Below are 22,543 nucleotides of genomic sequence, written 5' to 3' on the forward strand. Positions count from 1 at the left end.
TATCAACACAGCCGCGCCCGGTGCTGGTACACTGGCGCCGGCTGCCCCGAGCCGCCCCACTACAACAACAACGGTGCCCTCGTGAACCGGCCAGCCATTCTCACCAACCCCCTCAATCACAGCAGCAACCGGCAGAACACCACCCTGTTCCGCATCTATGTGGCCTATCGCTCGCTGCTGTCAGTGGTGTTGCTGGTGATGCTGATCAGCCCCAATACGCGGCAGCTGGTGGGTGGGGTCAACCCTTCTCTCTACCTGTTCGTATCCATCGCCTACGTTGCCACCAGCGTGGTATTGATGGGCTCGCTGTCGGCCAGCTGGCATCTCAACCGGCGTTTTCTGTTCCTGGTGTTCCTGGTCGATATCGGCGCCATCATCCTGCTCTCCGATGCCAGTGGCGGAATGATCAGCGGCCTGCCGGTGCTGCTGGTGATCACCGTGGCCGCCAGCGCGGTGATGATCAGCCACCGCACCCTCGCCACGCTGGTGGCGGCGCTGGCGGTGCTGGCGATACTGCTGGACACGGTGCGCCTGATCAGCATCGGCAAGCTGGATATCAATGCCCTGTTTCCCGCTGGCCTGCTGGGCCTGCTGCTGTTTGGGGTATCCGTGCTGGTACAGGGCATTGCCCTTCGGCTGGGGCGGGCGGAGGAACTGGCCCGCACCCGCGCCAGCGATCTCTATAACCTGCAGCGCCTCAATGAGCAGATTGTGCAGCACATGCAGACCGGCATTCTGCTGGTGGCCGGCGACGGCCGGGTGCGGGTCATGAACAAGGCCGCCAGCACCCTGCTGGCCCCGGAGCGGCCGGTGGCGGTGGAACAGGGCCGGCAGCTGGCGGAGTACAGCGAAGACCTGGCCCTGCAATACGCCCACTGGCGCGACAGCGGCCTGCACCGGGCACAGCCCTTTCAGGTGCAGGAGGGCGCGCCGCCGGTGATCGCCCACTTTCGCGAACTGCAGCCCGGCAACGACGGTGAAGCGCTGATTTTTGTGGAGGACTACACGCCGGTCACCCAGTACGCCCAGGCCCTGAAACTCACCTCCCTTGGCCGCCTCACCGCCAGTATTGCCCACGAGATTCGCAACCCGCTGGGCGCCATCAGCCACGCCGCGCAGCTGCTGCGGGAGTCGCCCTCGCTGGACACTAGCGACCAACGCCTGGCCGACATCATTCAGGAGAACAGCCTGCGGGTGAACCAGATTGTGGAAAGCGTCATGCAGATTTCCCGCCGCGAGCCGCCCAAGCCGGAATACCTGCTGCTGGCCGACTGGCTGGCAAAATTCATCGGCGACTACCTGGACACCCTCAACCGCCCGGCCAGCGTTACCGTCAACTGCCCCTACCGCGACCTGCTGGTGGAGTTCGACCCAGAAAACCTGCGCCGGGTACTGGGCAATCTGCTGGACAACGCCCTGCGCCACAGCCGCATGGCCACCGGCAGCGAATGCGCCCACATTGAAGTGGCACTGGATTTCCAGACTACCCAGTGTTTCATCGATGTCATCGACGAAGGCCACGGCGTGCCCCCGGGGGATCGCGGTAAACTCTTCGAACCGTTCTTCACCACCGTGGAATCCGGCAGCGGAATGGGACTCTACCTGTGCAAAGAACTGTGTGAAATCAACAATGCCGCCCTCAACTACCAGCCCACGGACAGTGGTGCCAGCCGCTTCCGCCTGGCGCTGAACAAACGCGCCTTATAGACTGGATCGATGAAGCAAACTGTACTCATTGTCGATGACGAACCGGCCATCCGGGAACTGCTGGACATCACCCTGAGCCGCATGGGCCTGGCCACCATCAGCGCCGCCACTCTCGGCGAAGCCCAGCGCCAGTTGCGCGCGTCCCCGCCCAATCTGTGCCTGACCGACATGCGCCTGCCCGATGGCAACGGTATCAGCCTGGTGGAAACCATCGCCGCCGACTTTCCCCAGGTGCCGGTGGCCATGATCACCGCCCATGGCAGTGTGGAAACCGCCATCACCGCCCTCAAGGCCGGCGCCTTCGACTTCATCAGCAAGCCCATTGAACTGGAGCGCCTGCGCAACCTGGTCAGCACCGCCCTGCGCATGGCCGATGCCAGCCACGACCCCGCCCAGGCCGCCACCCCGGAGCGCGGACAGGAACTGATCGGCACCAGTGCCGCCATCACCACCCTGCGCCAGCAGGCCCTGAAGCTGGCCCGCAGCCAGGCGCCGGTACACATTCAGGGGGAGTCCGGCAGTGGCAAGGAAGTGGTGGCACGGCTGATCCACAACCACGGCCCCCGGGCAGCGGCGCCCTTTGTGGCGGTGAACTGTGGCGCCATTCCCCACGAGTTGATGGAGAGCGAGCTGTTTGGCCATGTAAAAGGCAGCTTTACCGGCGCCAACCGGGACAAGCCGGGGCTGTTCCAAGCCGCCGAGGGCGGCACCCTGTTTCTTGACGAGGTGGCCGATCTGCCGCTGGCCATGCAGGTGAAGCTGCTGCGCGCCATTCAGGAGAAGGCTGTGCGACCGGTGGGCAGCAGTGAGGAAGTAGCCACCGATGTACGGGTGCTGAGCGCCACCCACCGCAACCTGGCCCGGGAGGTGGAAGCCGGGCGTTTTCGCAACGACCTGTACTACCGCATCAACGTCATCGACGTGCACGTGCCACCCCTGCGGGAGCGGCTGGACGACCTGCCCGCGCTGGTGGAGCGGATTATCCAGCGCATTGCCGGCGACGGTGACGGGCGGCCGCAGCTGCGCGATGGCGCACTTACCGCCATGCGCAACTACGACTTTCCGGGCAACGTGCGTGAGCTGGAGAACATCCTGGAGCGCGCCTGGGCCCTGAGCGACGGCGAGTACATCAGCGCCGACGACCTGCAGCTGAACCTGCGCCCACCCGCCACGCCAGCCAAAGCGGCGCGGGAGATGGGCGCGGGCATAGACTTTGAGGCCGCCCTTGGCGACCTGGAAGGCTACCTGGAAGACGTGGAGCGGCAAATCATCAGCGCCGCACTGGAACAGTGCCGCTGGAACAAGACCGCCACCGCCAAATTGCTGGGCATCAGTTTCCGCAGCCTGCGCTACCGGCTGCAAAAGCTGAAGCTCGACGAGTAGCGACTACCAGCAGTCCGCCACTGTCCCGGGCGCGGCGCCGCGCTTGCCCCTGTGGTCAATCTCCAGCTCCACGCACAGGCTGTCCCGGCGCTGGCGCAACTGCGCGGCAGCCCTTAGCACATAGGCCCCGGGCGTGACATCCTCCAACGCAATGCGGTAGCTGCGCTGTGGCGCATCGGCCGCAACCTGGGCGCCCTGCCCGTCGATGCTGTAGCTACTATCGCCGCTATCGCCCAGCCCCAACTCCGCAAAGGTTTCGGCATAGCGGCGATGATGGGCAAAAAACTGTTCCTGCCTCGCCCGCAAGCCCTCCAGCGCGGCAATGGCGGTGCTGCGCTTGACCCGCTGCAGTTGCCGTTCGTAGCCGGGCAGCGCCACTCCCAGCAACAGCCCCACAATGCACAGCGCGATGAGAATCTCCAGCAGGGAGAAGCCCGCTGCTGCCGAACACCGCCAGCCCCTAGAGATCATCCCGCCCTGGCTCGCGCCAGTACAGGCGGTAGAGCAGTGGCCCCTGCTGGGGCACCAGTTTGTCTGGGGGTGCAGCGGGTACAGCGGATGCCGGCGATGGCGGCAACCCGGCCCCGGGCAACAGCAGCCCGTCACCAAAACCAAACACCCCATGGGTCATGCCCTCCCCGACCCGCTCGCCTGCTCCCCCGCCTTCCCGCTCGCCAACCTCAAGCGACAGCGCAGTGGCGTCTTTCAATCGCAGACGGTACAGCACACTGTGCCCCACCTCCCCCGCACAGCGCTGGGCCTGGGTGGCAGGTACATAGCTGGTGAGATACACCGTGCCAGCCTCGGTCAGCGGCGAGGACAACCCCTTCTCGCCAGCAGCAGGGAACATCCAGCGCCAGCCTGAACGCAGCTGGTCATCCACGGGCGGTGGCGCCGAGCACATGCCGGCGCCACCCGCAGGGCCCGGCGTTGGCGCTCGCGCACAATCACTGCGATCAGGCAGGTCCGCCGGGCGCAGCAGGGGTGGCGCCACCCTGGGCGCGCCGGGCGCCACCGCATAATCCCGCAGGTAGAACAGCCCGTCCTGCACCGCCGTAGACAGGGGCGCCGCACGGTTGCCGCTGGCTATCAGCACGCCGTCAAAGGGACGACCTTCGGCATCGCGGGAACGCACAATATCCGGCGGGTGAAAAAAGCGCCGGTCGCCACTGGCCCCCGCCTCGCCCAGGGCCGCGAGCCGGGTGACAGACCAGTGCTGCCGCCGATACCCTTCCCCCTGCCCCGGCGGCAAGTCGATACGCCACACGTTGCCGCCACTATCGCCCACGTAGAGCCGGTAGATCAGCCCGCGGCTATCGCGCAGGGCCGCCGGCGGCGAAGGTATGCCATGCTGCAGAGCCGGGTGCTCAAAGCGCGTATCACTGCCGCGGCCAGCCCCGGCGACCGCTTTCCACAGCAACTCGCCGCTGAAGGCATCCACGATAAACAGCGCATTGCCCCGCGTATCTGCCGCGCGGCCAGCATCCTTGCCAATGGGATCGCTGGCGCTGTCACGGCCCCCGTCATAGCCACCACTGAGGATCACCACCTGGCGCGGCCTGCCATCAAACTGCACCCGGCCCACCAGGGGAGTGGCAAAACTGAGCCCCAGCTCCGCAAAGTCGCCGGCGGGCAGGATCTTCCAGCGCAGGACAGGCGCAGCCGCCGGATCGCTCACTTCCAGTGCATAGTAAGCGGCACCACCCCGGCGCAGCCCGAAATACACCAAAGCGCGATCACCGTCGGCAGGCTGAATCTGCCCATCGCCGTTGCGATCCAGCAGCAAGGGCGCCGGCGAGCCGTCCACGCCATAGAAGGCCTGGCTGTACAGCGGCGGAGCACTGTGGCGCTGCGGCTTCTGGGCAGCCAGCAATTCCCGCGGCACAAAGGCGAAGGCCTCTGCGCGGGGCGAGGCAGCTGCACCGTCGCTGCCGTCGAAGGCGTGCAGCAGGCCGCCGCCACTGCCCACAAACACCCGCACCTGCGGCGCGTTGGTGCCGCTTCCTGCGTAGCGTAGCGCCAGGGGTCGGGAATGGAACAGCGCGCCCAGCAGCCAGGGGCGGGACTCGGTGGTGTCGCCGTCACTGTCGAGGTCATCGACGTCCTGCCCCAGCAGCCAGTCTATCCAGGCCAGGGTGTCCCGCTCATTCTCTACCCCCAGTTCACTCGCCAGGTAAGGCAGGGCATCCAGCGTGGCCACATCGGCAGAGAGCGCGACCAGCGCATTGTTGTCCCCCGTTTGCGACTGGGCAGGCGCCAGATAAACCGTGCGGCCCCGTCCATCGTTGACCTGCTGGCGCAGGCGCTGCCCAAAACCACCCAGCCTGACGTAGTCACCGTCCGCACCTTCGGCCCACCCGGGCAAGGTGGCCGGGTCGGTGCCAGCGCTCAGAGCCCGCGGGCTGATGCGCCCCGCCCGGTGGCCCTCATGCACCAGGGCCGCTTCGCCCCTGGCATCCAGATAGTGCCCGCCCATTGGCTGCCCGCGCCTGCTGCCCGCCACCCGGGTTGGCAGCCGGTATTGTTTGAGATTACCGGGCCAGGGGCTTGCTGCGGGCAGCCCCAGCACTGGCAAAAATACTGCGGCTGCCCCGCTTCCTATCGGCGCGGTTAGGCCTGGCTCCGCCAGGCTGTAAGCGCTTGGGCGCAGTTGCGCCAATAGCGCCGTGAGAGCCTCGTCCCAGGCAGTATCTTCAGAACCGCCCACCAGGGCCGGTGCCTGCAACGTCAGCCGCAGGCGGTTGCGTTGCGGGCAGCTATCGCTGTGCCGGCCCACCGTGTTGCCAGGCAGGGCATCCAGCGCGGTGCGCCAGGCGGTTTGCAAGACGGTTTGCAAGGCATCCTCGCCAACCGGGCGGGGGCTGGCAGTGGCCGATGGCGGCGGCTGGCGCAGGCGCTGCAGGTCGGCCAGCAACCTGGCCCGATGTTCGCCCAGGGGGGCGTAAGCGCCGAGCAGACGCGGCTGCCCCTGGCCCACAACCACAACCGCCAGCGCCAGGGTAGGCAGTGCTGGCTCCGCAAACTGCGCGGCCAGTTGCGCCAGTGCGCTGTCCAGGTGAGTGACGGGGCCGGCGGCCTCCTCCCCCATCCAGCGGCGCAGGGCCGGCAGGGGTGCCTGCGGGCCGCAGGTTTGCAGGGTATTGCAGGCAATGGCATAGGCAGAGGGCCGTATCTCCAACGCCAGCAGCAGGTAATCGCCACCCGTGGCCTGGTGGTAGATGTCAATGTCATCCGCCCGCGACCAGGTAGCTGTCATCGTCAGTAAAAGCGCTGCTAATAGCGAAATGGGCAGCGAAACCGGCAGCGCCAACTGACGCTGGATCGTCATCCCCCGTCCTGGCGCCAGCCCCATCATCACGGCTCGCTCGTTCCTACGCCGTGGCGGCGGCCGATTCCCATCGCTACCACTGCCCGGCCGCCGCGCTGGTCGCTGTTGTCCAGTTCGGCATACACCTCAAAAAGCTGGAAACGAAAGGCGGTAGCGCTGAAGGCGGTGGATTCTTTCATGCGCAGCGCCGGGTTGCCCGGCGATGGTATCCGCTCGATGTGCACCTGCGACGTGGCGACGCTCTTCTCCTGCAAAAGGGCAGGCAGTGCCAATGCAGATACCGGGCAGCCCTCTGCCCGGGCGCCATCTGCTCCCGCGCAGCGGCGCTGCCCCAGCGACAGCCCCGGCGCAAAGTGCGCTGGCTGCTCGGCCAGAGCCTGCACCATGCCCATGGCCTGCTGGCGCAGCCGCTCCTGCTGTTGCGCATTGGCGGCAAGACGCTGCTCCAGAGCACTGTGTTGGCTTGCAGTGCTGGCCAGCAGCACCAGCAACAGCAAAAAACACAGGGCCATCGGCAGCACCAGCCCGGCCTGGGTTTGCCAGCGTCGTGCTGGCGCCTGCACTTTCACAGCAGCCTCGCCATCATAGCCGCCGCACCGGCGCTGGCGGGTTAAGGTTGCGCAGGGGCACGGTACTGCTGAACCAGCGGCGCAGGTAGCCGTCGCCATCAAGCCCGCCGGAACTGGCCGCACCGGCAGCACCCGCGCTACCGGATGTGGCCCCGGGGCCCCGGCGGCTGCCCGGCACCGGCCCCAAGCTACGCATCAGCAAAGCCACCCGCACGAGGCGCGCCTTTGGCAAATCAGCGGCGCCGGGGTGATTCGTAAAGCGCTCGACATAGCCATCACCGTCGCGGTCGATGCCAACGCTGAACTGCAGATCCTCCACTCCTTCAACCAAACACTCCGCGGGCCCCATGCTATTGGCGGAAAGCCGTTCCACGCACAGGGCGGGCACACCGTCCCCGGGCTGCGACCAGGGCCGCACAAAGAAGATGCTGGCGTAGGCCTCCCAGTAACTCACCCCCGACCCCGGGCGGCGATCTTCCGCCGGCACGCTGTCACCGCGCGCCAGGTAACGCCAGTCGGCAGTGCCCCCGGCGCTGCGCAGGTACCACTGGGATGCCTCGGCACTGGCAAGCCCGGGGGCAAACACGCCGTTTTGCAGGGTTGCCTGGGCCGCGCTGCGCTTGACGACCAGCACATCGGTGGCGCCGACAATGGCAGCGCCACCCGCCGGCAGGCAGCCCAGCTCATGCCCGTGTACCGTGCGCCGCCCAGTGCCGGCTATGTCGAGGATGAAATCAAGGGCCGGCTCTGGCAGCAGCGCCCAACCCGCCAGAGCCCCACAGCCCGGCGCGCCGGGCACACTCGCCAGCCCTGGCGCCAGCGCAGACGTCAGCGCAGGCGCCGCCAGGCGCCCGAAAAAGCCCGCCATCACCAACTCATGCTGCAGCAGCGACAGGGCATAGCGCCCACTTTGCTGCAGCCGGGCGCCCTCGGCTTCCAGCAGTGACTGGCGCCGGCTCTCCAGATACACCAGAACCAGCCCCGACATCAGTAACAGGCCAAGGGTCATGGCCACCATCAGCTCCACCAGCGACAGCCCGCGCAGACGCCCCGGCTGGCCGGCCTGTTCAGGCGCCGCTGACATAGCTCACCATTCTCAGGGCGCGGCGCAATTCCCCCGCTTCGCCAAAGCCGCCACTGCCCGCCCCGCAGGCACCGGCACCCGCCCCCGCAGCTGCGCCAGCACCGGCAGCCGCACTAGCCCGCCAAACCACCTCCACCGCCACGCCGCTGGCTTGGCGCTGGATGCACACAACACCCCGCACCAGACCGCCATCGGCGCGCGGACCGGAAGCCAGGGGAGCGTGGCCGGCCAGCACACCCCGCCAGAAGGCCGCATCGGCATCGGCGCGTTCAACAGGGTGGCAATCGGCCTGGGTACAGGGCGTGGCAGCCCCCTCGATCCCCCCAGCCTCCGGGGCAAGCGGGCCGGCGGCAATGGGGCTCAGGCTGGCGTAATGTGCCAGTGCCGCGGGGTTGCTGTGCAGGCGCGCCAGTACATCCCGGGCCAGCTGGGTGGCCAGGCTGCGCTGGGCAGCATCGAACAGTTGTTGCTGGGCGAGGCCCTGCAACCGCAGCAGCCCGAGCAGGCCAAGGCACAGCACCAGGAGGGCGATCATCACTTCCAGCAGGCTGGTGCCAGCGTGCGCCGCCGAATTAACTCGCATGGCAACGCCCCCAGTCCCGGGCCACGCGCGCCCGCCCGGCCCGGTTGACCACCAGGCTCCAGCCGGGCGCCTCTGGCTCGGCCAGTGAACAAACAGACAGGGTCAGGTTGCGGCGGGTGGCGCCGTCGGGATAGTAGGAAAAGGGCGCCACCGCATCCCGCCCCTGGCTCGTTGCAATGCGATAGCCTGTGGCCACCGGTGGGTAGCGACGCAGCAGGCTGTCGGCCTGTACCCGGCCATCCGCCGGCGGCAGGCCGTCGATCACCAGCCAGCCACCGGTGTAGCTGCCAGCGCAGGTCAACACGGGCCCCGCGTCTTCCCCCGCCGGGCAGAGGCTTACCGGCTGCTGGCGTGAAGCCGCCTCACTGCGTGCCAACTGGACTGCATCCAGCAGTTTTGCCGCCTCGCTGCGCATGCGCGCGGTTTGCAGCAGCGAGTACATGGACGGCGCAGCCAGCGCCAGCAAAGTGGCGAGCACCGCCACCACAATCAGCAGTTCCATCAGCGTCAATCCACCCATCCGGTGAGCGAGGCTCACTGGACGGGGCTGTAACATCCTTTTCACAGCGCTCCTCCCTGTCAGGGAGGGAGTCTAGGCCGCGTAAAAAGGGCCGCCAGTAATCGGCGCGATATGACGAAAAGCAGCGGCGCTGGCCACATGCTGAAGGGTGCAGAGCAGGCCAGCCAGGCAGGCCATGGAAATAGCTACCTACAGGTTCTTCGCGGCGATGCGCAGTTCCTTGGGCAGGGAGAAAGTGACATTCTCGGGGCGGCCCTGCACTTCCACCGGGGCGCCGGCACCGAGCTGGCGCAGGCGCTCAACCACCGCCTGCACCAGCACCTCCGGGGCGGAGGCGCCGGCGGTAATGCCGATTCGCTGCACCTGCCCCAGCCAGGCGGGGTCGATGTCTTCGGGGCCATCGATCAGGTAGGCGCGGGCGCCCATGCGCTCGGCCAACTCGCGCAGGCGATTGGAGTTGGAGGAGTTGGGCGAGCCCACCACCAGCACCAGGTCGCAGCCAGTGGCCAGTTCCTTCACCGCATCCTGGCGGTTCTGGGTGGCGTAGCAGATATCGTCCTTGCGCGGCCCGGAAATGGACGGGAAGCGCTGGCGCAGGGCGTCGATCACCCGGGCGGTATCGTCCATGGACAGGGTGGTCTGGGTCACGTAGGACAGGTGCTCGGGGTCGCGCACATCCAGCGCGCCCGCCTGGGCCTCGTCCTCCACCAAATAAATGTCGCCGCCGGCGCTGTGGTCGTACTGGCCCATGGTGCCCTCCACCTCCGGGTGGCCGGCGTGACCGATCAGCACACACTCGCGGCCCTCGGCGCTGTAGCGGGAAACCTCCATGTGCACCTTGGTGACCAGCGGGCAGGTGGCATCGAACACCTTGAGGCCGCGCTCCGCGGCCTCGGCGCGCACCGCCTGGGAGACGCCATGGGCACTGAAAATCACAATGCAGTCGTCGGGCACCTCGTGCAGTTCATCGACAAACACGGCGCCGCGCTCGCGCAGATCGCCCACCACGAATTTGTTGTGTACCACTTCGTGGCGCACGTAAATGGGGGCGCCGAACAGGTCCAGGGCCCGGTTCACAATGTCGATGGCGCGGTCTACGCCGGCGCAGAATCCGCGGGGATTGGCGAGTTGAATGTCCATGATCGCGCCCTCCGTCAGTGCAGCTCGGTGGGTTCCACCCGGTGAATATGCACATCGAACAGGATTGTACGCCCCGCCAGGGGGTGGTTGAAGTCCACCGTGACCTCCTCGTCGTCGAAGGCCACAATCAGCCCCGGCAGTTCGCCACCGCCGGCATCGGCGAAGGAGAACACCAGGCCCATTTCCAGCTCCACGTCGTCGTCGAAGTGGCTGCGGGGAATCACCTGCACATTGTTGTTGTTGGGCTGGCCGAAGGCGTCTTCGGGCGCCACGGTGAACACCTGCCGCTGCCCGGGATGCATGCCGAAAATGCAGCGCTCAAAGCCCGGCAGCAGGCTGCCGTCGCCCACCGAAAAATTGACCGGCTCTCCGCCGAAGTTGGAATCCACTTCCGAGCCGTCTTCCAGGCTCACAGAAAAATTGAGGTACACCGTGGTGCCCTCGCTGACGGGTACATCCACCCCTATTCCTCCTCTGGAGCGGCCGCGGGCCGGCCCAGGAAACTGTCGAGTATCAGGCCGATGGCGCCCCCGGTGATGGCCGAGTCCGCCAGGTTGAAGGCCGGGAAGTAGTACCCGGCATAATGCAGGGAAATGAAGTCAACCACATGACCGAGCACCAGCCGGTCCCAGAGGTTGCCGATGGCGCCGCCCAGCACCAGGGCCAGGCTCAGTGCCAGCAGCCACTGCCCCCGCTGCAGGCGATACAGCCACACCACCAGCAGGGCGCTCACCCCCACCGCAATGGCGGTGAAAAAGTAACGCTGCCAACCGCCAGCATCGCTCAGGAAGCTGAAGGCGGCACCGCTGTTGTGGTGCAGGGTGAGGTTGAACCAGGAGAACACAGCCACCGGCCGGGCGTACTCCAGGCTGGCACTGGCCAGGCCCTTGGTGTACTGATCCAGGGCGATCACCACCAGGGCAAGCAGGTACCAGGGCCAGGCGCCCACGCCGTATCGCATCGCAACCACCTCAGGCGTAACGGCGCTGTTCGCCGGGGCCGTCGATGTTCTCAACACAGCGGCCGCAGAGCGTGGGGTGGGCCTCGATGCTGCCCACCTCCGCCCGGCGGTGCCAGCAGCGCTCGCACTTCTCGTCGGTGGCTACCGCCACCTGCAGGCACAGGCCGTCGATCTCGGTGGCTGCGGCGTCCGTGGGCGCCTCGGCCAGCGGCGCTATGGCGGCGCCGGAGGTAATCAGCACAAAGCGCAGCTCCTCGCCCAACTCGCCCAAGGCCGCCAGCAGGTCGTCGTTGCAGTACAGGGTCACGCTGGTGTCCAGCGAGCCGCGCACCTTGCCGGCGGCGCGCTGCACTTCGATTTCCTTGTTCACCGCGTCGCGCACGGCCATGACCTGCCGCCAGTACTCGCGGCCGAGGCGGGCGCCGGGCGCCAGGCTGGCGAGTTGGTCGTACCACTCCACCAGGAACACCGACTCGGCGCGCTCGCCGGGCAGGTTTTCCCAGATTTCCTCGGCGGTAAAGCTGAGGATGGGCGCCATCCAGCGCACCATCGCCTCGGCGATGTGGAACATGGCGGTCTGGGCCGAGCGGCGGGCCACGGAATCCGCCTGGGTGGTGTACTGGCGGTCCTTGATCACATCCAGGTAGAAGCCACCGAGATCGCCGGTACAGAAGTTGTGCAGCTTGTGGTAGATCTGGTGGAAGTGATAGGCCTCGTAGTCTTTCAGCAACTCAGCCTGCAGGGCCGCGGCGCGATCCACCGCCCAGCGGTCCAGCGACAGCATGTCCTCGCCGGGCAGCGCATCCGCGGCAGGCTCAAAACCGTTGAGGTTGGAGAGCAGGAATCGGGCCGTGTTGCGGATACGGCGGTAGGCATCGCCGGTGCGCTTGAAAATTTCGTCGGACACCGCGATCTCGCCGCGGAAATCCGCCCCGGCCACCCACAGGCGCAGGATGTCGGCGCCCTGGTCGTTCATGGCCTTTTTCGCCGGGATGATATTGCCGATGGACTTGGACATCTTGCGCCCCTCCCCATCGACGGTGAAGCCGTGTGTCAGCACCGCCTTGTAGGGCGCTTCGCCATAGGCGCCAATGCCGGTCAGCAGGGAGGACTGGAACCAGCCGCGGTGCTGGTCGGAGCCCTCCAGGTAGAGGTCCGCCGGCGACTGCAGGCCCTCGCGCTGGCGCAGCACGCAGGCGTGGGTCACACCGGAGTCGAACCACACATCGAGGGTATCGCTGACCTTGTCGTAATCCGCGGCCTCAGCGCCGAGAATGTCGGCCGGTTCCAGGTCGAACCAGGCATCAATGCCCTGCTCCTCGATCTTTAGCGCCACTTCTTCCATCAGCTCGCGGGTTCGCGGGTGCAGTTCGCCGCTTTGTTTGTGCACGAACAGCGCGATGGGCACACCCCAGGTACGCTGACGGGAGATGCACCAGTCCGGGCGGCTGGCTAGCATGGCGTCAATGCGCGCCTTGCCCCATTCGGGCAGCCATTGCACTTTTTCCACCGCGTCTTTGGCCGCATCGAGCAGGCCGTTCTGTTCCATGCTCACGAACCACTGCGGCGTGGCGCGGAAGATGATCGGGGTCTTGTGACGCCAGCAGTGGGGGTAACTGTGCTCGTACTGTTCAAAGTGTAGCAGAACGCCGCGCTCGCGCAGCAGTTCGACGATGGCGGCATTGGCTTTCATCACGTGCTGGCCGGCGAAGAATTCAGTCTCCGGCAGGTATACGCCGTTGCCGCCCACCGGGTTGTAGACCTCGATGCCGTATTTTGAACCTACCACAAAGTCATCCTGGCCGTGGGCCGGCGCGGTGTGCACGGCGCCGGTACCGGCCTCGGTGGTGACGTGTTCGCCCAGCACCACCGGCACCTGGCGGTCCAGGAAGGGATGCTGCAGCAGCTGCCGGTCCAGCGCGGCGCCCTGGCAGCGGCCGAGGATCTTCAATTCAGACAGGCCGAAGCGGGTCGCGCAGCTTTCCGCCAGCGCTTGCGCCACCAGCAGGGCGCGGCCCTCGCCCTCAATCAGCACGTAGTCCAGCCCCGGGTGCAGGCTCACCGCCATGCTGGCGGGCAGGGTCCAGGGGGTGGTGGTCCAGATGGGGATGGCGATCTCGCCACTGTAGTCAGTGCCACAGGCGGCGTTGATGGCGGCAGGGTCCACCGCCGCGTAGGCGACGTCGATGGCCGGCGAGTGCTTGTCCTTGTACTCGACCTCCGCCTCCGCCAGCGCGGAACCGCAGTCGGTACACCAGTGCACCGGCTTGAAGCCCTTGTGTAGGTGGCCGTTGTCGATGATGCGACCGAGGGCGCGCACGATGTCCGCCTCGAAGCGGAAGTCCATGGTCAGGTAGGGCCTGTCCCAGTCGCCCTGCACGCCCATGCGCACAAAGTCCTCGCGCTGGCCGTCGATCTGGCGCGCCGCGAAATCGCGGCATTTCTGGCGGAATTCCGCCGGGGTGACCTTCACGCCGGGCTTGCCGACTTTCTTCTCGACGTTCAGTTCGATGGGCAGGCCATGGCAGTCCCAGCCCGGTACATAGGGCGCGTCAAAGCCGGACAGGGTCTTCGACTTGACGATAATGTCCTTGAGGATCTTGTTCACCGCATGGCCCACGTGCAGGTCGCCATTGGCGTAGGGCGGGCCGTCGTGCAGGACGAACTTGGGCTTGCCGGCGGAGGCGGCGCGCACCTGGCCGTACAGGTCCATTTGCTGCCACTGCTTCAGGCGCTGGGGCTCCCGCTGGGCCAGGCTGGCCTTCATCGGGAAGGCCGTCTGCGGCAGGTTCAGGGTGTGCTTGTAATCACTCATGTAACGCGTCTACCAGTCAGTTCGCCGCCAGCCACTGCCGGGCGCGGTCGATGTCGCGGCCGATCTGCTCGCGCAGCTGCTCGACCGAGTCGAATTTGGCCTCATCCCGCAGCTTGTGGCGGAAGGTGACCTCGATATGTTTGCCGTACAGGTTGCACTCGCGATCCAGCAGGTGCACCTCCAGATTGGCCTTGATGCTGTCGTTCACCGTGGGCCGGGTGCCGACGTTGGCCACCGCCGGCGCATTCACCAGCCCGGCGCCGCTCACCGACACCACGTACACCCCGGACAGGGGCGAGCGCAGGCGGTGCAGCTCCATGTTGGCGGTGGGGAAGCCCAGGGTACGCCCCAGCTGGCGCCCGTACACCACCTTGCCGGAAATACTGTAAGGCCGGCTCAGCAATTGCTCGGCAAGGGCGAAATCCGCCTGCGCCAGCGCCTTGCGAATGCGTGTGCTGCTGACCCGCTCGCCCTGCCAGGTGAAGGTCGGGGTGGGCTCGGCCTCGTAGCCGTAGCGCTCACCCTCGGCCTTGATGAAGTCCACATCGCCCTGGCGGTCGGCGCCAAAGCGAAAGTCGTCCCCCAGCACCACGTAGCGCACCCCAAGGCCGTCGACCAACACATCGTCAACGAAGGACTGGGCGCTCTTGTGGCGCAGTTCGTCGGTAAAGCGGATACGCAGCAGGCGGTCCACACCCAGCGCCTGGAGCGCCCGGAACTTCTCGCGGAAGCTCATCAGCCGGGCCGGCGCCTTGAGCGGCGCCAGGTACTCCCGCGGCAGCGGTTCGAACACCATCACCACCGCGGGCAGGCCATAGGCCTGCGCCTTGTCCAGCAGGTGGCGAATCACCGCCTGGTGGCCCCGGTGCACCCCGTCGAAGGCTCCGATCGTGGCCACACAGCCGCGGTGTCTGGGCCGCAGGTTGTGCAGGCCTCGTATCAGCTCCATGCAGGGCACCGCCCGAGTCAAATCAAACTGGCGATTATACGGAAAGGGCGCCGCTTATCCTATGGCGGCAACTGGCAATTTGCCCGGCGCGGGGCCACATCAGCCCCCCCCGCGCGGGGTTCTGAGCTGCTTGAGGCGCGCCCCCAGCGCCACCTGGCACAGCAGGTACACGGCGCCGCCGGCACCGCACACCAGGGCAATGGACAGCGCCCGCTGCAGGGCGCCCTGCGCGGCGAGGTCCCCTGCCGCCGGCGCCAGCAGCCAGGCCACCGCTGCCATCAACGCGGTGGACACCAGCAGCCGCAGCCCAAACCGGCCCCAGCCGGGCTGGAAGCGATACACCCCGTCCGCCAGCAGGCGGCGCAGCAGCAGGCCGGCGTTGAGCCAGGCGGAGGCGCTGGTCGCCAGCGCCAGGCCGACATGGCCAAGGCCGAACCAGAACAGCAGCGGCAGCACGAACAGCACGTTGAAGACCATGTTGGCCGCCATGGCGATAACGCCGATGCGCACCGGGGTGCGGGTGTCCTGGCGGGCGTAGAACCCGGGCGCCAGTACCTTGATCAGCATGAAGGCAATCAGGCCCAGGCTATAGGCCTGCAGGCTGTAGCTGGCCATGCGCACATCGCGACTGCCCAGCTCGCCGTACTGGAACAGGGTCACCAGGATCGGCTGAGCCAGCACCAGCAGCGCCACCGCCGCAGGCACCGCCACCAGCAGAATCATGCGCACCGCCCAGTCCAGGGTGAGGGTGAAGTCCTCGCCCCGCTCCGCCGCCCGGTGGGAAGACAGGCTGGGCAAAATCACCGTGGCAATGGCCACGCCGAACACCCCCAGGGGCAGCTCGGTGAGCCGGTCGGAATAGTACAGCCAGGATACGCTGCCGGTGGGCAGGAAGGAGGCCAGCACGGTATCCAGCAGCAGGTTGATCTGGCTCACCGACACCCCGAACAGGGCCGGCACCATCAGCTTGAGAATGCGCCGCACTCCCTCGTGACGGGTGTCCCACAGCGGCCGCGGCACCAGGTCCAGCCGATACAGCGAGGGCAACTGGAACAGCAGCTGCACCACCCCCGCCAGCGCTACCCCCCAGGCCAGGGCGTAAACCGGCTCGGCAAACCAGGGCGCCGCCACCAGGGCCGCGCCGATCAGCGACAGGTTGAGGAAGACCGGCGTAAAGGCCGGCACCGCAAAGCGCCCGTAGCTGTTGAGAATGCCGCCGCAAAAACCGGTCATGGAGATCAGCAGCAGGTAGGGGAAGGTAATGCGGATCATGTGGCTGACCGCGTCGAACTTGCGCGGGTCGTCGAGAAAACCCGGCGCGAACAGCGCCGCCACCAGCGGCGCGCCCAGCATGGCAAGGCCGGTCACCAGCACCAGGCTGCCCCCCAGCACCCCCGCCACCCGGTTGATGAGGGCCTGCACCGCAGCGTGGCTGCCCTGCTCCCGGTAATCCGCCAGCACCGGCACAAAGGCCTGGGCGAAGGCGCCCTCGGCAAACAGGCGGCGCAGGAAGTTGGGGATTTTGAAGGCCACAAAGAAGGCATCCGCCAGGGCGTTGGCCCCCACCGTGGCGGCAATCACGATATCGCGCACCAGCCCCAACACCCGCGACAGCATGGTCATGCTGCCCACCAGGGCGCTTGAGCGCAGCAATCCGGGGCGCGCGGCGGGCGTGCTGGCGCCGGGCTCGGGGGTGTCGGCCATGGGCGGCGCCTAGCTCCAGCGCTCGCGCAGGGACTCCCCCTGCAGGGCCAGCCATTGCAGGGCAATCAGGGTGTGGCCGTTGGGAATGCGATCCTCGCGCAGCAGTTGCAGGGCCTCGCGCCGGGGGATGGCATGCACCAGAATGTCCTCGCCCTCGCTGTCCAGCCCATGCACCCCGCCCACACCGGCGCGGCTGACCCGGCCACAGAACAGGCGCACCTGTTCGGAACAGGCGCCGGCACTGGGAAAGAAGCGGGCAATCGGCAGCAGTTCGGTCAGCTCGCAGTCGGCCTCTTCCAGCGCTTCGCGGTACACCACCTCGGTGTCGCGCTCGCCGGGCTCCACCACGCCGGCCACCAGCTCCAGCATCCACGGCGAGTCGCCGCCGCGCAGGGCGCCGGGGCGAAACTGCTCGATCAGAATCAGGCTGTCGTCCACCGGGTCGTAGGGCAGCACGCCCACCGCGTCGCCACGGTCGAAGATCTCCCGGGTCAGGGGCGCACTCCAGCCACCGTCAAAGCAGCGGTGCTGCAGGGTGAGGCGGCGCACGGAAAAATGCCCGTCGAAGGCCTGGGCCTGCTCCAGCACCCGCACCGCATCGGCGCCAAAGCGCAGCGAGAACCCCATCAGAAACGCCCCGCGGTGTACCAGTTGACATCGCGGGCGTGGGCGTCCACCTGTTCGGCCACCTCCAGCACCAGGGCGAACAGTGCCATGCGCACCAGCACGCCGTTATCGGTCTGGCGGAAAATGGCGAGGTTGGGGTTGTCGTTCAGGTCGTCGTCCAACTCGCGGGCGGTTTCGCGGGAATCCCGCGGCAACGGGTGCATGATCACCGTATTGGGCTCACAGTGCTGGGTGTAGATGCTCTGGTTGAGCCGGAAGCGCCCGCGGTACAGGTCCGCCTCCTGCTGGGAGCTGAAGCGCTCCTCCTGGATGCGGGTGGAATAGACAATATCGACATGGGCGATGCTGGCCTCCAGGGCGTCGGACTCCAGCACCTCGTGGCCGGCGCCGCGCAGGTCCTCCACGATCTCACCAGGCATGCGCAGCTCCGCCGGCGACACCAACACCACCTGCACGCGCTGGAACAGGCACAGCAGTTTGCACAGGGAGTGCACGGTGCGGCCAAAGCGCAGGTCCCCCACCATGGCGATGCGCAGGCCGTCGATGCCGCGCCCGCGGCCGGCGAGTTCCTTCTTGATGGTGTAGAGATCCAGCAGGGCCTGGCTGGGGTGCTCATTGGCCCCGTCGCCGCCGTTGATCACCGGCACCCGGCTGGCGGCGGCGAACTCCGCCACCGAGCCCGCCGCCGGGTGGCGCATGGCGATCACGTCCGAATAACCGCTGAGTACCCGCGCGGTATCGTAGAGGGACTCGCCCTTGGCGATGGCGGAGTTCTCGATGCCGGTGGTTTCGCGCACCTCGCCGCCCAGCAGGTTAAAGGCGCTGCCAAAGCTGACCCGGGTACGGGTGCTGGGCTCGAAAAACATGGAGCCAAGAATGGCGCCGTCCAGCACCTTGGTGACCCGGCGCCGTTGGGCGTAGGGCTCCATGCGGTCGGCAACGCTGAAAATGCGCTCGACATCGGCGCGTTCGAACTGGGTGACAGAGAGAATGTGACTGCCGGCGAATTGCACGCTGAACTCCGGGGGCTGGCAAACTTGGGGGCATTATAGGGCCTGCCGGGGGCGGATGCCCATGCGCGTGGCTTGTCGTATGATGCCCGGGTGACAAAATAACAACCGATCACCTGTTGCAAGGGAACCCCCATGGATCAACGACTGTTCTTTGTGCTTGGCGACCTTGGCGCCAACATTGCCGGCGGCGCGCTCATCGGCTGGCTGATCTGCCTGCTCACCCCCACGGGGTGGAACATGCTGCTGGTGATGGTGCTGGCCATGCTGCTGGGCATGCTCTTCGCCATTCCCCTGTCCCTGCTGTTTGGCTCGTTCTTTGGCGCCATGGAAGTGATGGTGCCGCTGATGCTGACCGGCATGGTGGCGGGCATGGTCGTTGGCATGCACGCCGCAATGACGCCCGTCGCCGCCTCCCTCGCCCTGCTGGAAGGCGCCGTGTGCGGCCTGGCCTGCATTGTGATGGTGTGGGTAATGAACAACCAGATCCGGGGCTCGCGCGCCCTGCCAATGCCGGGGAGCCTCAAACATGACTGACACCGCAACCCAGGCCAAGTGGGATAAATTGGCGCCCAATTTCGACCTGATGGCCGGCAAGGGCACCGAGGCCCGCTGGCTGCCGGTGAAGCAGCGCCTTTACCAGCGCATGGGCGAAGGGCAAATTCTGTTCATGGCCCTGGGCACCGGGCTGGATATCGCCGCCTTCCCGCCGGGGCGGCAGATTACCGCCATCGACATCAGCCCTGCCATGCTGCAGGTGGCCGAGCCAAGAGTGGCGGGCTACCCCGGCAACCTGCAGGCGCGGGTGATGGACGTGCACGAATTGGACTTCCCCGACAACCACTTCGACCAGGTGTTCACTGCCTGCTCATTCTGCTCGGTGCCGCGGCCGGTGGACGGGCTGCGCTCACTGTACCGGGTGCTAAAGCCCGGCGGCGAGCTGTGCATGTTCGAGCACACCGGCAGCCGCTACTTTCCCTTCAGTGCCATGATGCACCTGATGACCCTGCTGACCGAGAAAGTCGGCCCAGCCATGAACCGGCGCACGGTGGGCAATGTGCAGGCGGCGGGCTTTGAGCTGGAAGCCCTGGATCACGTGTTTCTGGATGTGGTGAAGACCATCGTGGCAAGAAAGCCGGCGGCCCCGGCCTGATTCAGGCCAGCAGCATATCGCCGTAGTCCAGCAACTGGTGCAGCACCTGCGCTTTTGCGGCAGGTAGCTCACCGCTGGCCAGCAGGGCTTCAATCTCGGCGTGGTACTGCTCCAGGGTCAGGCCGCCCCCCGCCTCCGCCTCGGTCAGGCGCTGGTAGCGGAACTCCTCCCACTGGCCGAATTCCTCCTCGCCGAGGGAGTCCGGGTAGTTGCGGGCCCGGTAGCGGAACAGCATCTCCGGCAGGCGCGGGTCTTCAAAGGGAAAGCTCTGGCCGGCCAGCTGCTCCGGCGAGGCCTCGCGCACGCGGGCCATGGTGCGCTTGTCGGCATCGGGGAAGAAGCCACCGCTGTAGAGCATGCGATCCGGGTCAGTGATCGGCGGCCGCTCGCGCTCGGCGTAGATCGCCTGGATCTTGTCGGCAAAGGCCCGCGGGTTGGCATCGCGCTGCCCGCGCAGGACAGTCAGGTTGGCGCGGCAGAGGGCGCCGTCCAGACCGATGCGCGCGGCCACCGCCGGGCTCGCCATTTTGGCGGTTACCAGCAGCGGGCAGCGGTTCAGGTGCACGCTCTTCAGGCCGGGCCGCACAGCCCCTTCCGGCAGCTCCTCACTGCGGGTGTAAAGCAACTGCGCCAGCGCCTCCGGCGTCAAATCCGCCAGCGGCGCCGGGTCTGCGCTTAGGTCGTAACAGATAATCTCATTGCGATTTTTCGGGTGCTCCGCCAGGGGCACAATCAGTGCCGTGTTGTAGCGCTCGGCCCCAAACATGCCGGACACATGCAGCACCGGCTTCATGTTGGCGACATCCAGCAGGCTGGCCACCTTGCGCTTGTCGCGGTGCGCCAGCACGTAGTCGTACAGCCGCGGCTGCCTGTCCCGCACCAACCGGGCCATGGCAATGGTGGCGTGCACGTCGGACAGGGCATCGTGGGCCGCCTCGTGGGCGATGCCGTTGGCGGCGGTCAGCTCCTCCAGGCGGAAGCTGGCAAAGCCATCCTCCCTGAGCGGCCACTCGATGCCCTCGGGGCGCAGGGCGTAGGCCGCCCGCAGCATGTCGATGATGTCCCAGCGGGAGTTGCCGTTCTGCCACTCCCGCGCGTAGGGGTCGAAAAAATTGCGGTAGAGGGTATAGCGGGTAACTTCGTCGTCAAAACGCAGGGAGTTGTAACCGGCGCCGCAGGTGCCGGGCTGGGCCAGCTCGGCGTGGATGCGGGCAATGAACTCGCATTCCGGCACGCCCTTCTCCATCGCTTCCTGCGGGGTAATGCCGGTCACCAGGCAGGCCTGGGGGTGGGGCAGGAAATCGTTGGCGGGCCGGGCGTAGATCACCAGCGGCTCGCCAATGGGGTTCAGGTCGGCATCGGTGCGCAGGCCGGCAAACTGCACCGGCCGATCCCGCGAGGGGTCCGCGCCAAAGGTCTCGTAATCGTGCCAGTAAAAGGTGTCAGGCAAGGTGCAGACCTCAGATCAGCTCGATGGCTTCTTCCTCGATTTTCTTCTGCCAGATTTTCGGGCCAATCTCGTGCACCGAGGTGCCCTTGGCATCCACCGCCACGCTGACCGGCATGTCCTTCACCTCAAACTCGTAGATGGCTTCCATCCCCAGTTCCGGGAAGGCCACCACCCGCGCCGAGGTGATCGCCTTGGACACCAGGTAGGCAGCGCCGCCAACGGCCATCAGGTAGACGGCCTTGTGCTTCTTGATCGCTTCGATACCGGCGGGGCCGCGCTCCGCCTTGCCGATCATCCCGAGCAGGCCGGTGTGCTCCAACACGAAGTCGGTGAATTTGTCCATGCGGGTGGAGGTGGTGGGGCCGGCGGGGCCAACCACCTCGTCGCGCACCGGGTCCACGGGCCCCACGTAGTAGATGAAGCGGCCCTTGAGGTCCACCTCGGCGGGCAGGCCTTCGCCGGACTCGATCAGTTCCTTCATTTTCTTGTGGGCGGCATCGCGACCGGTGAGCATCTTGCCGTTCAGCAGCAGGGTGTCGCCGGGCTGCCACTGGGCGGCCTCTTCCGGGGTCACGGTATCCAGGTTCACCCGGCGCACGGAGTCGCCCGCCTCCCAGCTGATTTCTGGCCACTGGTCCAGATCCGGCGGGGTTTGCAGGGCCGGGCCGGAGCCGTCCAGCACAAAGTGCGCGTGGCGGGTGGCGGCACAGTTGGGGATCATCGCCACCGGCAGCGACGCGGCGTGGGTGGGGTAGTCCTTGATCTTCACATCCAGCACGGTGGTCAGGCCGCCCAGGCCCTGGGCGCCAATGCCCAGCTTGTTCACCGCATCCATGATTTCCAGGCGCAGTTCCTCGGCCCGGTTCTGCGGGCCGCGCTTACGCAGTTCGTGGATGTCGATGGGGTCCATCAGGGATTCCTTGGCCATTACCGCCGCCTTTTCGGCGGTGCCACCGATACCAATGCCCAGCATGCCCGGGGGGCACCAGCCGGCGCCCATGGTCGGCACGGTTTTCACCACCCAGTCGACAATGGAGTCGGAGGGGTTGAGCATCACCATCTTGGATTTGTTCTCGGAGCCGCCGCCCTTGGCCGCCACCTGCACATCCACCGTGTCGCCTTCCACGACCTCCATGTGAATCACTGCCGGCGTGTTGTCTTTGGTGTTTTTACGCGCACCGGCCGGGTCGGCCAGGATGGAGGCGCGCAGCACGTTGTCCGGGTGCAGGTAGGCGCGGCGCACGCCTTCGTTGACCATGTCGGCCACGCTCATGCTGGCATCCCACTGCACATTCATGCCGATTTTCAGGAACACGGTGACAATGCCGGTGTCCTGGCAGATCGGGCGGTGGCCGGTGGCGCACATGCGGGAGTTGATCAGAATCTGCGCCATGGCATCTTTGGCGGCGGGGTTCTGCTCCAGCTCATAGGCTTCGTGAACGGCCTTCACGAAGTCCAGGGGGTGGTAGTAGGAGATGAACTGCAGGGCGTCGGCGACGCTATCGATAAAATCGTCCTGGCGAATGACGGTCATGGCGATTACCTTCTTCGGTTACAGAC

20 protein-coding genes are annotated in these 22,543 nt (G+C 66.7%); 4 read left to right on the forward strand and 16 right to left on the reverse strand.

Going from position 1 to position 22,543, the window contains the following annotated elements:
• The first annotated feature begins 81 nt into the window (after window positions 1-81).
• Window positions 82-1,707 carry a sensor histidine kinase gene (locus DDZ17_RS12840; RefSeq protein WP_241505878.1) on the forward strand — a complete coding sequence of 542 codons (1,626 nt, stop codon included), beginning with the start codon at window positions 82-84 and terminating at the stop codon, window positions 1,705-1,707.
• Window positions 1,708-1,716: 9 nt separating this feature from the next.
• Entirely contained in the window at window positions 1,717-3,090 is a 1,374-nt protein-coding gene (locus DDZ17_RS12845; protein ID WP_116367364.1) for a sigma-54-dependent transcriptional regulator, read from the forward strand.
• A gap of 3 nt (window positions 3,091-3,093) precedes the next feature.
• On the opposite strand, the gene DDZ17_RS12850 is transcribed toward DDZ17_RS12845, so the two are convergent.
• From DDZ17_RS12850 to DDZ17_RS12915, 14 genes are all read right to left on the reverse strand, one after another.
• Complete coding sequence (locus tag DDZ17_RS12850; protein WP_170150220.1) at window positions 3,094-3,561, reverse strand: type IV pilin protein; 468 nt, start codon at window positions 3,559-3,561, stop codon at window positions 3,094-3,096.
• Window positions 3,551-6,346 carry a pilus assembly protein gene (locus DDZ17_RS12855; protein WP_116367366.1) on the reverse strand — a complete coding sequence of 932 codons (2,796 nt, stop codon included), beginning with the start codon at window positions 6,344-6,346 and terminating at the stop codon, window positions 3,551-3,553. Before DDZ17_RS12855 ends, DDZ17_RS12850 begins: the two co-directional genes overlap by 11 nt.
• A gap of 98 nt (window positions 6,347-6,444) precedes the next feature.
• Window positions 6,445-6,987: a hypothetical protein gene (locus DDZ17_RS12860; RefSeq protein ID WP_116367367.1), complete on the reverse strand. Its 543-nt coding sequence runs from the start codon at window positions 6,985-6,987 to the stop codon at window positions 6,445-6,447.
• Window positions 6,988-7,000: 13 nt separating this feature from the next.
• Window positions 7,001-8,071, reverse strand: coding sequence for a PilW family protein (locus DDZ17_RS12865; protein WP_116367368.1), 1,071 nt, complete (start codon window positions 8,069-8,071; stop codon window positions 7,001-7,003).
• Window positions 8,055-8,654, reverse strand: a complete 600-nt coding sequence (pilV, locus tag DDZ17_RS12870; RefSeq protein WP_116367369.1) for a type IV pilus modification protein PilV — start codon at window positions 8,652-8,654, stop codon at window positions 8,055-8,057. The genes DDZ17_RS12865 and pilV overlap by 17 nt, the downstream gene beginning before the upstream one ends.
• Window positions 8,644-9,156: a GspH/FimT family pseudopilin gene (locus DDZ17_RS12875; RefSeq protein ID WP_157976627.1), complete on the reverse strand. Its 513-nt coding sequence runs from the start codon at window positions 9,154-9,156 to the stop codon at window positions 8,644-8,646. The genes pilV and DDZ17_RS12875 overlap by 11 nt, the downstream gene beginning before the upstream one ends.
• 207 nt (window positions 9,157-9,363) lie before the next feature.
• Complete coding sequence (gene ispH / locus DDZ17_RS12880; protein WP_116367371.1) at window positions 9,364-10,314, reverse strand: 4-hydroxy-3-methylbut-2-enyl diphosphate reductase; 951 nt, start codon at window positions 10,312-10,314, stop codon at window positions 9,364-9,366.
• Window positions 10,315-10,328: 14 nt separating this feature from the next.
• Window positions 10,329-10,781, reverse strand: coding sequence for an FKBP-type peptidyl-prolyl cis-trans isomerase (locus DDZ17_RS12885; protein WP_206613556.1), 453 nt, complete (start codon window positions 10,779-10,781; stop codon window positions 10,329-10,331).
• A complete protein-coding gene (gene lspA, locus DDZ17_RS12890) occupies window positions 10,778-11,275 on the reverse strand; it encodes a signal peptidase II (protein WP_116367373.1) in 498 nt (165 codons plus the stop codon). The genes DDZ17_RS12885 and lspA overlap by 4 nt, the downstream gene beginning before the upstream one ends.
• Window positions 11,276-11,285: 10 nt before the next feature.
• Window positions 11,286-14,090: an isoleucine--tRNA ligase gene (gene ileS, locus DDZ17_RS12895; RefSeq protein ID WP_116367374.1), complete on the reverse strand. Its 2,805-nt coding sequence runs from the start codon at window positions 14,088-14,090 to the stop codon at window positions 11,286-11,288.
• A gap of 16 nt (window positions 14,091-14,106) precedes the next feature.
• Window positions 14,107-15,039 (reverse strand): bifunctional riboflavin kinase/FAD synthetase, encoded by a 933-nt coding sequence (gene ribF, locus DDZ17_RS12900; RefSeq protein WP_116367375.1) that lies wholly within the window; start codon window positions 15,037-15,039, stop codon window positions 14,107-14,109.
• 99 nt (window positions 15,040-15,138) lie between these two features.
• The gene (gene murJ / locus DDZ17_RS12905) at window positions 15,139-16,743 is read right to left on the reverse strand and encodes a murein biosynthesis integral membrane protein MurJ (protein WP_116367376.1); all 1,605 of its coding nucleotides are present in this window, start codon (window positions 16,741-16,743) and stop codon (window positions 15,139-15,141) included.
• Window positions 16,744-16,752: 9 nt separating this feature from the next.
• Window positions 16,753-17,370 (reverse strand): NUDIX domain-containing protein, encoded by a 618-nt coding sequence (locus tag DDZ17_RS12910; RefSeq protein ID WP_116367377.1) that lies wholly within the window; start codon window positions 17,368-17,370, stop codon window positions 16,753-16,755.
• A complete protein-coding gene (locus DDZ17_RS12915) occupies window positions 17,370-18,383 on the reverse strand; it encodes an aspartate carbamoyltransferase (RefSeq protein ID WP_116367378.1) in 1,014 nt (337 codons plus the stop codon). The genes DDZ17_RS12910 and DDZ17_RS12915 overlap by 1 nt, the downstream gene beginning before the upstream one ends.
• 132 nt (window positions 18,384-18,515) lie before the next feature.
• Here DDZ17_RS12915 and DDZ17_RS12920 point away from each other — a divergent pair, with 132 nt between their 5' ends.
• Entirely contained in the window at window positions 18,516-18,917 is a 402-nt protein-coding gene (locus tag DDZ17_RS12920) for a hypothetical protein (protein ID WP_116367379.1), read from the forward strand.
• Window positions 18,910-19,533 (forward strand): class I SAM-dependent methyltransferase, encoded by a 624-nt coding sequence (locus tag DDZ17_RS12925; RefSeq protein ID WP_116367380.1) that lies wholly within the window; start codon window positions 18,910-18,912, stop codon window positions 19,531-19,533. The genes DDZ17_RS12920 and DDZ17_RS12925 overlap by 8 nt, the downstream gene beginning before the upstream one ends.
• 1 nt (window position 19,534) lies before the next feature.
• Here DDZ17_RS12925 and sbcB read toward each other — a convergent pair whose 3' ends face one another.
• Together sbcB and DDZ17_RS12935 are read right to left on the reverse strand one after the other, a co-directional pair.
• A complete protein-coding gene (sbcB, locus tag DDZ17_RS12930) occupies window positions 19,535-20,983 on the reverse strand; it encodes an exodeoxyribonuclease I (RefSeq protein WP_116367381.1) in 1,449 nt (482 codons plus the stop codon).
• A 10-nt stretch (window positions 20,984-20,993) separates the two neighbouring features.
• Window positions 20,994-22,517, reverse strand: a complete 1,524-nt coding sequence (locus tag DDZ17_RS12935) for a fumarate hydratase (RefSeq protein WP_116367382.1) — start codon at window positions 22,515-22,517, stop codon at window positions 20,994-20,996.
• Between the last annotated feature and the right edge of the window lie 26 nt (window positions 22,518-22,543).

Origin of the sequence: Parahaliea mediterranea, from assembly GCF_003402235.1 — a bacterium.
Taxonomy (GTDB): domain Bacteria; phylum Pseudomonadota; class Gammaproteobacteria; order Pseudomonadales; family Halieaceae; genus Parahaliea; species Parahaliea mediterranea.